Genomic DNA, 9,692 nt, shown 5'->3' on the forward strand with positions numbered 1-9,692 from the left:
ACAAAAGTGCACGGTTTTGTGTAGTCGCAACCGTCATTAATTATTACTTCGACGAATAAATATGAGCTTATACAGATAACATAATTATTGGTTTATTAATTAATTCTGAAAAAACATTTTCAAGGCAAATTTACTAAGATTCAGGCATGCATTCAACAAATAGAACATTTAAGATTGCCTGAAACCCTCTTTCCGAATGCCTGATTAAGACAATGCAGGGCTGTAAGAGTCTGTCCAAAGGAATGTCGTGTGGTTTTATAAATACTCTTTGTGGTTCTGTTAATTCATTGAATAACAGCAGCTTGTGCTTGAGTAAAGTGTAACAGTTTTATCCTGTGTACGATAATCACTACTATAAAAGATATTATGTAATAAATGAAAAACACAACAGTTGTATCGATATTATTTTTAATTATTACCCCATTATCTGGCTGCGTATTTTCCCCTGGCCAGCATCTCGATCTCGCTGGGAAAAAGATAATTGCCGCAGAAGATGCAAATGATCGTCTGGAGAAACGGATTGATGTTTATCCTCTTACGCCTTCGTTAATTGAAAAATTGCGGCCATCGGTTTTGAAATCTCAGGCAAATCCTAATCTGGATGAACAGGTCAAAAACTGGGAATACCGTATCGGCGTTGGGGATATTCTGACCGTCACCGTCTGGGATCACCCTGAACTGACAACCCCGGCAGGGCAGTATCGTAGCGCCAGTGACACCGGTAACTGGGTCAATGCCGACGGCACGCTTTTCTATCCCTATGTCGGTAAATTGCCGGTGGCTGGCAAAACGGTCGCACGGGTACGCGAGGAGATCACGGCCCGGCTGAACAATGTTATTGAAAGCCCGCAGGTGGACGTCAGCGTCGCCTCTTTTCGCTCACAAAAAGCCTATGTGACGGGCGAGGTGGTGAAGTCGGGGCAGCAGGCTATTACCAATATTCCGTTAACGGTCATGGATGCCGTGAACGCCGCTGGGGGGCTCTCTGCCGACGCAGACTGGCGCAATGTCGTGCTGACGCATAATGGGAAGGACACGCGCCTCTCGCTGTATGCGCTGATGCAGCATGGCGATCTCACGCAAAATAAGCTGCTCTATCCCGGCGATATTCTGTTTGTCCCCCGTAACGATGCGCTGAAAGTGTTCGTCATGGGCGAGGTCGTTAAACAGAGCACGCTGAAAATGGATCGCAGCGGCATGACCCTGGCGGAAGCGCTGGGCAATGCCGGTGGGCTGAACCAGAATATGGCCGATGCCACCGGAATTTTTGTCATTCGTTCGCTGCCGAAAAGCGAGCGTTCAGAAAAAATTGCCAACCTCTACCAGCTCAATGCTCAGGACGCGTCAGCCATGGTGTTAGGCACCGAGTTTCAGCTTGAGCCCTATGACATTGTCTATGTCACCACTGCACCACTGCCCCGCTGGAATCGCGTGATATCACAGCTTGTTCCGACCATCAGCGGGGTGCATGACCTTACCGAAACGGTTCGTTACATCAGATCGTGGCCGCAATAATGTTCAAATCAATACTCGTGGTTTGCACCGGAAATGTCTGCCGTTCTCCAATTGGGGAGCGGCTTTTACGCCAGCACCTGCCCGACAGATATATCGCCTCGGCGGGCATATTCGGGCTTGAAGGGCGCCCGGCGGATGACAGCGCCCAGGACGTAGCCTGGCGGCATGGGATTTCCCTCGACGGCCATGTGGCGCGCAGGCTGACACGCAATCTGATGCAGGGATCCGATCTTATCCTGGTTATGGAGCCGGAACATCTTCGCTTCATTGCGGCCATGGCGCCGGAGATTCGAGGAAAGTCGCTGCTTTTTGGGCAATGGCTGGAGCCGCAGGAGATCCCCGATCCCTACCGTCAAAGCCGGGAAGCGTTTGAATATGTGTTCGGGCTATTGGGTAAAGCCAGTCAGGAATGGGCACGTCGTTTAGGTCAGCAAGGAATGAAGCATTAATGTCGTCTTACACAACAGACAATTATGGTGCAGCGGCACCCCAACAACATGAAGTCGATCTCGTTCGTTTGCTCGTCGAGATGATCGACCACCGCACGATGATTCTGTGCGTGACGTTCCTGTCCATCCTGTGCGCCGGTCTCTATGCCTGGATTACGCCACCTGTTTATCAGGCGGATGCCATGGTGCAAATAGAAAACAAACAGGATAACAACCTGCTCAAAGGTTTGAGCCAACTGGGCACCGATGTTTCGCCGGATGTTGCCCCTGAAATTTTACTGCTGAAATCCCGCATGATCCTCGGCGAGACCGTCGACAAATTAGGTCTGACGCAGCAGGCTAAGCCGCGCGTTTTGCCTGTGGTGGGGCATCTCTGGCAGCGTCTGCAAGGGCGTGAGCAGGGCAACATAACGTTAGGCGAACTCCAGATCCCGCAGGTGGAAGGCAAAGCGCAAGAGCTCACGCTGACCGTACAGGGAGCAGGCAAGTATCACCTGACGGGCGAAAACATTGAGGCAGATGGTCGGGTTGGGAAAACGCTGGTTACGCAAGGGATCGTTCTGCTGGTGACGTCGATTGAGGCGATGCCAGGCACGCAATTTTCGCTTAAGTCGTTGACGCGGCTTGAGACGATCAACGCGCTGAAGAAGCGTCTCACGGTTGCGGAATCGGAGAAACAGAGCGGTATCGTGACCTTAACCCTGACGGGCGAAGATCCTGATAACATCGCCCGGGTGCTGAATGCAATTGCTGAAAATTATCTCCAGCAAAATATCGCGCGCCAGGAGGCTCAGGATTCTCGTAGTCTGGATTTTTTACAGGAGCAGTTGCCAAAAATCAGCGCGGACCTGGATCAGGCAGAAGCGCGGCTGAATGCCTACCGGGCGCAGCGCGACTCGGTGGACCTGTCTCTGGAGGCAAAATCTGTCCTGGATCAGGTTGTTAACGTTGAGAATCAGCTAAATGAGCTGACGTTCCGGGAGGCAGAGATCTCCCAGCTCTTTAAAAAGAGTCACCCTACCTATCGTGCATTGCATGAAAAGAGACAGACCCTTGAGCGGGAACGGGAGCGTCTCAATAACCGTGTGTCAGCTATGCCCTCCACGCAACAGGAGATTTTACGCCTGAGCCGCGATGTTGAGTCGGGTCGCACGATTTATTTACAGCTATTGACGCGCCAGCAGGAGCTGAATATTTCCCGCTCCAGCGCTGTCGGGAACGTGAGGATCATTGATGAGGCTGTTACGCTGCCGGACCCAATAAAGCCGCGTAAAGCGTTAATCATCGTTCTTGGCGCGCTGTTCGGGCTAATGCTCTCAATGGGGACCGTGCTGGTACGTCAGGCGTTCAAACGTGGGATCACGCTTTCCGAACAGCTGGAAGCACAGGGGATGCCGGTTCTGGCTACGTTGCCACGTTCACAGTGGCTGTGGAGTAAAACGCAGTTGCGCAGAAAAAATCCGTTTTCTCGTCGCTGGAAACACAAAACCACGGATGTGCCTTTCCTGCCCGTCGATCGCCCTGCTGATATGTTTGTTGAAGCAGTACGCGGGCTGCGGACCAGTCTGCATTTCACCATGATGGAGGCTGAGAACCGCATTGTGATGATTTCTGGCCCTACGCAGGACTGCGGAAAAACGCTGGTGGCGACGAACCTGGCGGCCATCGCCGGGCAGAGCGGTCAGCGGGTGCTGTTTATTGATGCGGATATGCGCCAGGGCTATGTTCACAATATTTTTGGTCTGGAGAACCGCCACGGATTGTCCTGCCTGCTCGAAGGGAAACGCGACTTAGCGGGGGTCATTCAGCATGCTGAAAAAGGGGGAATTGACGTCATCACCTGCGGCCCGGAACCCCTGCGCCCGTTAGAATTGCTGTTAAGCGAACGATTCCTTTCCGTCATGTCCTGGGTTAACGAGCAATATGACATTGTCATCATTGATACACCGCCGGTTCTGGCCGTCACCGATGCCGCGCTGGTTGCCAGAGCAGCCGGAACAACGCTAATGGTTGCCCGTTTCGATAAAACCAGCGTGAAAGAGATGGAGAATACCGTTAAACGGTTACAGCACGTTGGCGTGAAGGTCAGCGGCACAATCCTCAACGATATTGTTAAATCCGCAGCGCTGTATTACAGCTCGGGGTACAGCCAGTATGAATACGGTTATGCTTCGAGGAAAAAAGGGGAAAGGCGTTAGCGCGGGAAAAACAATCCCTCTCCCGGGTGGGAGAGGGATAAGTATTACTTCGCCATCACTTCCTGCGCGGTACGCTCAACCAGAGACAGCAGGATTTTTACGTCCTCCAGCGTCACGGTTGGGTTCAGCAGGGTCAGCTTCAGGCAGGTGATACCGTTATGCTCGGTCACACCGACGTTTGCACGGCCAGACTCCAGCAGCGCATCGCCAATTTTCTGGTTCAGCAGGGCAATACCGGCGTCATCCAGCTGCGCCTGCGGACGGAAGCGGAACAGCACGCTTGCCAGCTGGGGTTGCATCACCAGTTCCAGAGCAGACTGCTCTTTCACGTAAGCCGCAACCTGCTGCGCCAGCGTCACACCGTGATCGATGATTGCCGCGTATTGCTCCTGACCCAGCGCTTCCAGGCTCATCCACAGTTTCAGCGCGTCGAAACGGCGCGTGGTTTGCAGAGATTTGGAGACCAGGTTAGGTACGCCCGCTTCTTCATCGAACTCAGAGTTCAGATAGGCCGCCTGATAGCGCATCAGTTCATAGTGACGCGCTTCTTTCAGCAGGAACGCACCGCAGCTGATGGTCTGGAAGAACTGCTTGTGGAAGTCCAGGGTGACGGAATCCACCAGCTCGATACCGTCCAGGTAGTGACGATACTGCTCAGACATCAGCAGCGCGCCGCCCCAGGCCGCATCAACGTGCACCCAGATATTCTGTTTCGCAGCCAGCTCAGCAATAGCACGCAGCGGATCGATAGCACCCGCATCGGTCGTACCGGCCGTGGCCACAATCGCCAGGATCTGCTCGCCGTTCGCGTTGCACTGTTCGATTTTCGCCGCCAGATCGGTGAGATCCATGCGGGAGAATTCGTCAGTTTTCACCTGCACCACGGACTGGTAGCCCAGACCCATCAGCGCCATGTTTTTCTGCACGGAGAAGTGGGCATTTTCCGAACACAGCACGCGGATCTTACGCAGATCGCCTGTCAGACCGTCCTGCTGAACCGAGTGGCCCTGACGCGCAAAGAATGCGTCACGCGCCAGCATCAGCCCCATCAGGTTACTCTGGGTGCCACCGCTGGTGAAGACGCCTGCGTCGCCAGCCTGATAACCCACGCGGGTACGCAGCCACTCGATCAGTTTGATCTCAATGATGGTTGCGGACGGGCTTTGATCCCAGGAGTCCATACTCTGGTTAGTGGCGTTGATCAGCACTTCCGCCGCCTGGCTAACCACCAGGCTTGGGCAGTGCAGGTGCGCCACGCACTGCGGGTGATGAACGGACAAACTGTCTTTCAGGAAGAACTCCACGGCGCGTTCAATCGCCGCTTCGTTGCCCAGCCCTTTCGGGTTGAAATCCAGCTTAATACGGTCGCGCAGCTCCGCGACCGTTTTGCCCTGGTACATCTCAGGCTGTTTCAGCCACTGCATCACAGCCTGAGTGCTTTGTTCAATCGCCTGCTGGTAAGCTTCAATGCTCTGCGCAGAGGAGAACAAAATTGGGTTTGAATCAGACATCGTATTCAACAACTCCGGTTACGCCGGGCTAACGCCCGCAGCAAGCAGTGCCTGCTCGAATTTATCCAGGAAGACTTTCAGCTCGTCATCGCTGATCAGCAGAGAAGGCAGCAGACGCAGAACGATACCGTTACGGCCGCCACGCTCCAGAATCAGACCCGCTTCGAAGCATTTCTTCTGGATCAGTGCAGACAGCTCGCCATCGCCCGGGAAGCAACCCATGTGATCGGCGGCTTCATGTGGCTTAACGATTTCAATACCGATCATCATGCCCAGACCGCGAACGTGGCCGATCACCGGATAGCGTTTCGCCATCTCTTTCAGCTGGCCTTTCAGCCATTCGCCCTGTGCAGCTACTTTGCCCGCGATGTTCTGGTCTTTCAGGATCTTCAGCGTGGTCAGACCGGTAGCCATCGCCAGCTGGTTGCCGCGGAAAGTACCGGTATGGTGACCTGGCGCCCATGCATCGAACTGCTTTTTGATACCGAGCACGGCCAGCGGCAGACCGCCACCGACTGCTTTAGACATCACGATGATGTCTGGCTCAATGCCAGCGTGTTCGAAGGCAAAGAATTTACCGGTACGGGCAAAGCCAGCCTGGACTTCGTCGAGGATCAGCAGGATACCGTGTTCCTGAGTGACTTTACGGATGCGCTGCAACCACTCAACAGGCGCCGGGTTCACGCCACCTTCACCCTGAACGGCTTCGAGGATCACCGCGGCAGGTTTACGCACGCCGCTTTCGACGTCGTTAATCAGATTTTCGAAGTAGTAGGTCAGCGCCTTCACGCCCGCCTCACCACCGATACCCAGTGGGCAACGGTACTCGTGTGGGTAAGGCATGAACTGGACTTCTGGCATCATACCGTCAACCGCTTCTTTCGGAGACAGGTTGCCGGTGACGGACAGTGCGCCGTGGGTCATACCGTGGTAACCACCAGAGAAACTGATGATACCGCTACGACCGGTCACTTTTTTCGCCAGCTTCAGCGCCGCTTCAACGGCGTCAGCCCCGGACGGGCCAGTGAATTGCAGGCAGTACTCTTTGCCCTGACCAGGCAACAGAGAGAGCAGGTATTCTGAAAACGCGTCTTTCAACGGCGTGGTCAGATCCAGGGTATGTAACGGCAAGCCGCTGGTAATGACATTTTGGATGCTTTTCAGCACATCAGGATGATTGTGTCCAAGCGCGAGGGTGCCTGCGCCTGCTAAACAGTCAAGGTATTCTTTATTATCTGCATCGGTGATCCACACGCCTTCTGCTTTCGTGATCGCTAAAGGCAGTTTGCGCGGATAACTCCTGACGTTAGATTCAAATTCGGCCTGACGGGCCAGATAGGTTTCGTTGCTTTTGTGGGCATCTACGGTGTCAATACGGACTTTATCCGTCATCATATCACTCCTACAACCGCCGCTTCGTTATGAGCAACGATTGAATAAAAAGTTAAAAAACAGATGGGGCCTGAAAAAAACGCCGCCAATATAGAGCCTTTTGCCACCGGGCTCAATGGTTAATTTGTTTACTGTTTTGTGACACAGGGCACAGGGCAGGGAAGATCGCCATTTGTATGGGGAAAATCGCACTTTATGCTAAATAAAAACAGCAGCTTACGTATGATTTATCCGCATTGTAAAATCAGACAAAAGAGTGTGACAAATCGTGCGATTGTCAGGTGAAAAGGAGGCAGTGAGCCTCCTTACGCTGTTTATTTCTGGCTAACGCGTAAAATACCGTGTTCGCGTCCCTTCGTTTTATTCCACGACGCGTCCGTAATACCGTTTTCATCCAGGCTTAGCGATATCACAAAACCGTTACCACGGATCTCATAGAAATTCGCATTCAGGCGTTTAACGCTGGCTTTCTTGCCGTTAACGGTAGCGCTAAAAAAGCCGTTAGAAAGCGTGGCGTTAACCGTATCCGACGAGAACGAGGCTTCACGCAGGGGATCGTGAACGGATGTCGTTGGTTCGTGTTGTGCCGCATTTTCCGCTTTGGTTTTGCTGATATCGCAAGAGCCATCGCCAGCGCTAATTTGCGTGCATCCCGAACGCTCTAATTGAGCGCGATAATGGGCGTTTATGGCGTGCGCAGGCGAAATACACCCAGCAAGTACGGCAGCGCTTAACACTAGCATCATTGATTTTTTCATTTTATCACCTTAAAAACGACACAAATAATAAGAAACGTACATAATGCCGATCCAGACCCCGACCGAAATAAGCATTAGATACAGGGCAGCTGAAATAAAAATGTGTTTGAGCATGTTATTGGCCATCATCATACTTTCCATCAGCGAAGTACTGTCGCCCTGAAAAGCTCCCTCTATTATGAATGTAGTCGAGTTACGTGTTTTACTTAAAAGCCAATCCCGATACCTGCGCCCATAGCAAGATCATTATTTGTAGAATCGCTTACGCCAGCTTTAACGATGGTGTTGCTACCAACGTTGAAGGATGCACCCACACTAACAGCTTGCTCGTCTTTAAAGCTACCTACACCAGCAGAGAACATTACAGCCTGATCTTTCTCTACTTGAGGCATAGAGGCGATAGCTACAGCGCTAGCAGCACCTGAACGGGCTTCTTTCTGATTGCTATCAACTTCATCTTTCAGGCTCTTGAATTGAGAGTTAGTGTTAGCTTGCGCTTGTGCGAACACTTGTTGAGTAGCTTTCAGATCTTTAGCTTGTGCTGTAGTTTGGTTATTGAGTGACTTAACCAGATTGATAGTTTTAGTATCAACTTCTTTCTTAGTGATGGTAGTTGTGATTCCGTTAGAGCCAGCTTTACCTGCATCCCCTTTATCACCTTTAGCGCCAGTGTCGCCCTTATCACCTTTGATGGAATCTCCTTTATCTCCTTTCTCACCCTTAACACCTGGAGCACCATCTTTCCCAGCTATACCTTGTGCGCCTGTATCACCTTTCAAACCTTGCGCACCAGTTGCACCTACAGCGCCTGTAGCACCCGTTGCCCCGTCTTTACCGTCAACACCATCTTTACCATTAACACCGTCTTTAGGTGGTGTTTGGTTCTCTAAAGCGGTGATCCGTTGATCATGGTTAATCAATACAGAACCTTGTAACGCGCTATCATCTTGCAATGATTTAATATCGGAACCATTGTTAACAACACCTTGTAAAGCTGTGTCTGCTTTGTTTTCAATGTCATTAATCAAAATATTTTGTTTGTTGTCGGTGGTAATCTGATCAGCTTTGTTATCATCTACTTTCTGATTCAAAGTAGAGTTAAATTGTGCATTAGCATTAACACCAGCTTGAGCAGCATCAGCTTTATTTACAGCAGTGTTAGCAGTATCTTGCGCATTATTGATAGCAATGTTTGCTTTAACAATATCCCCTTGCAGATTATAGATTTGTCCGTCTTGTTGAGTGTTGCTAGCCTTGATGTTATCAAGGTTATATGCGGTGTTGTCAGTCCCTTGAACCTGAATAAAAGTACCTGGATTGGTAACATTATCGTTAAGAGTTACATTTACATAAGCAGCTTTAGCTACGTTCATTGAACCAGCAAAAAGAGCACCGATAATAGCGACAGCAATTACGGTTTTACTAACAGGTTTCATTTGAAATGACTCACAGTGTTTGGCAGATAAAATATACGCTATCGATATTGCTAACGTTTGTTTAAGCAGAGCTGAATGGGTAAGTTTAAGTGTGTCGAATTTTATAGTTATGTTGGTAACGGAGCGAAACTATAAATATTTCGCGGCAATAAATATTGATTTTAATCATGTTTTTTATTAATGGTAAGAATGAAGAGAAATAAGGTTATTGCGTTATTTCTTCTTTGAAATCAATTTGTTATTACATACTTGCGAACTGTCCTAATTTAACCTTATGATTTTAATCATATTTTATTTTGACATTTATACGGTTTTATTTAAGTGATGGAAATTATGATTTACACGGGGGTTTTCAAATGAAAATCACAACCTTTAAAGCTGAAAGTAAACATTATCGAGTGGGTGTGTTTAAATAACGGGTAAGATATTCTTC

7 protein-coding genes are annotated in these 9,692 nt (G+C 50.4%); 3 read left to right on the plus strand and 4 right to left on the minus strand.

From position 1 onward, the window contains the following. Positions 1–375 precede the first annotated feature (375 nt). Genes IM290_RS08630 through IM290_RS08640 form a run of 3 tightly spaced genes read left to right on the plus strand, consistent with a single transcriptional unit; the run spans position 376 to position 4,162 of the window. Positions 376–1,515 carry a polysaccharide export protein gene (locus IM290_RS08630; RefSeq protein ID WP_193042282.1) on the plus strand — a complete coding sequence of 380 codons (1,140 nt, stop codon included), beginning with the start codon at positions 376–378 and terminating at the stop codon, positions 1,513–1,515. Then, entirely contained in the window at positions 1,515–1,964 is a 450-nt protein-coding gene (locus IM290_RS08635; RefSeq protein ID WP_060459950.1) for a protein tyrosine phosphatase, read from the plus strand. The genes IM290_RS08630 and IM290_RS08635 overlap by 1 nt, the downstream gene beginning before the upstream one ends. Then, a complete protein-coding gene (locus IM290_RS08640; RefSeq protein WP_193042281.1) occupies positions 1,964–4,162 on the plus strand; it encodes a polysaccharide biosynthesis tyrosine autokinase in 2,199 nt (732 codons plus the stop codon). Before IM290_RS08635 ends, IM290_RS08640 begins: the two co-directional genes overlap by 1 nt. A gap of 44 nt (positions 4,163–4,206) precedes the next feature. Here IM290_RS08640 and IM290_RS08645 read toward each other — a convergent pair whose 3' ends face one another. The 4 genes from IM290_RS08645 to IM290_RS21770 all read right to left on the minus strand — a co-directional run bounded on the left by IM290_RS08645 (position 4,207) and on the right by IM290_RS21770 (position 9,259). Further along, positions 4,207–5,673 (minus strand): aspartate aminotransferase family protein, encoded by a 1,467-nt coding sequence (locus IM290_RS08645; protein ID WP_058686256.1) that lies wholly within the window; start codon positions 5,671–5,673, stop codon positions 4,207–4,209. 18 nt (positions 5,674–5,691) lie between these two features. Next, on the minus strand, positions 5,692–7,068 hold the full coding sequence (locus tag IM290_RS08650) for a diaminobutyrate--2-oxoglutarate transaminase (RefSeq protein ID WP_015572345.1): 1,377 nt from the start codon (positions 7,066–7,068) through the stop codon (positions 5,692–5,694). A 311-nt stretch (positions 7,069–7,379) separates the two neighbouring features. Beyond that, positions 7,380–7,823 carry a hypothetical protein gene (locus IM290_RS08655; protein WP_063138630.1) on the minus strand — a complete coding sequence of 148 codons (444 nt, stop codon included), beginning with the start codon at positions 7,821–7,823 and terminating at the stop codon, positions 7,380–7,382. A 206-nt stretch (positions 7,824–8,029) separates the two neighbouring features. Continuing rightward, positions 8,030–9,259 carry a YadA-like family protein gene (locus IM290_RS21770; RefSeq protein WP_305038482.1) on the minus strand — a complete coding sequence of 410 codons (1,230 nt, stop codon included), beginning with the start codon at positions 9,257–9,259 and terminating at the stop codon, positions 8,030–8,032. Positions 9,260–9,692: the final 433 nt, after the last annotated feature.

The organism is Enterobacter cloacae complex sp. S1 (assembly GCF_014930525.1).
Lineage (GTDB): Bacteria > Pseudomonadota > Gammaproteobacteria > Enterobacterales > Enterobacteriaceae > Enterobacter > Enterobacter hormaechei_C.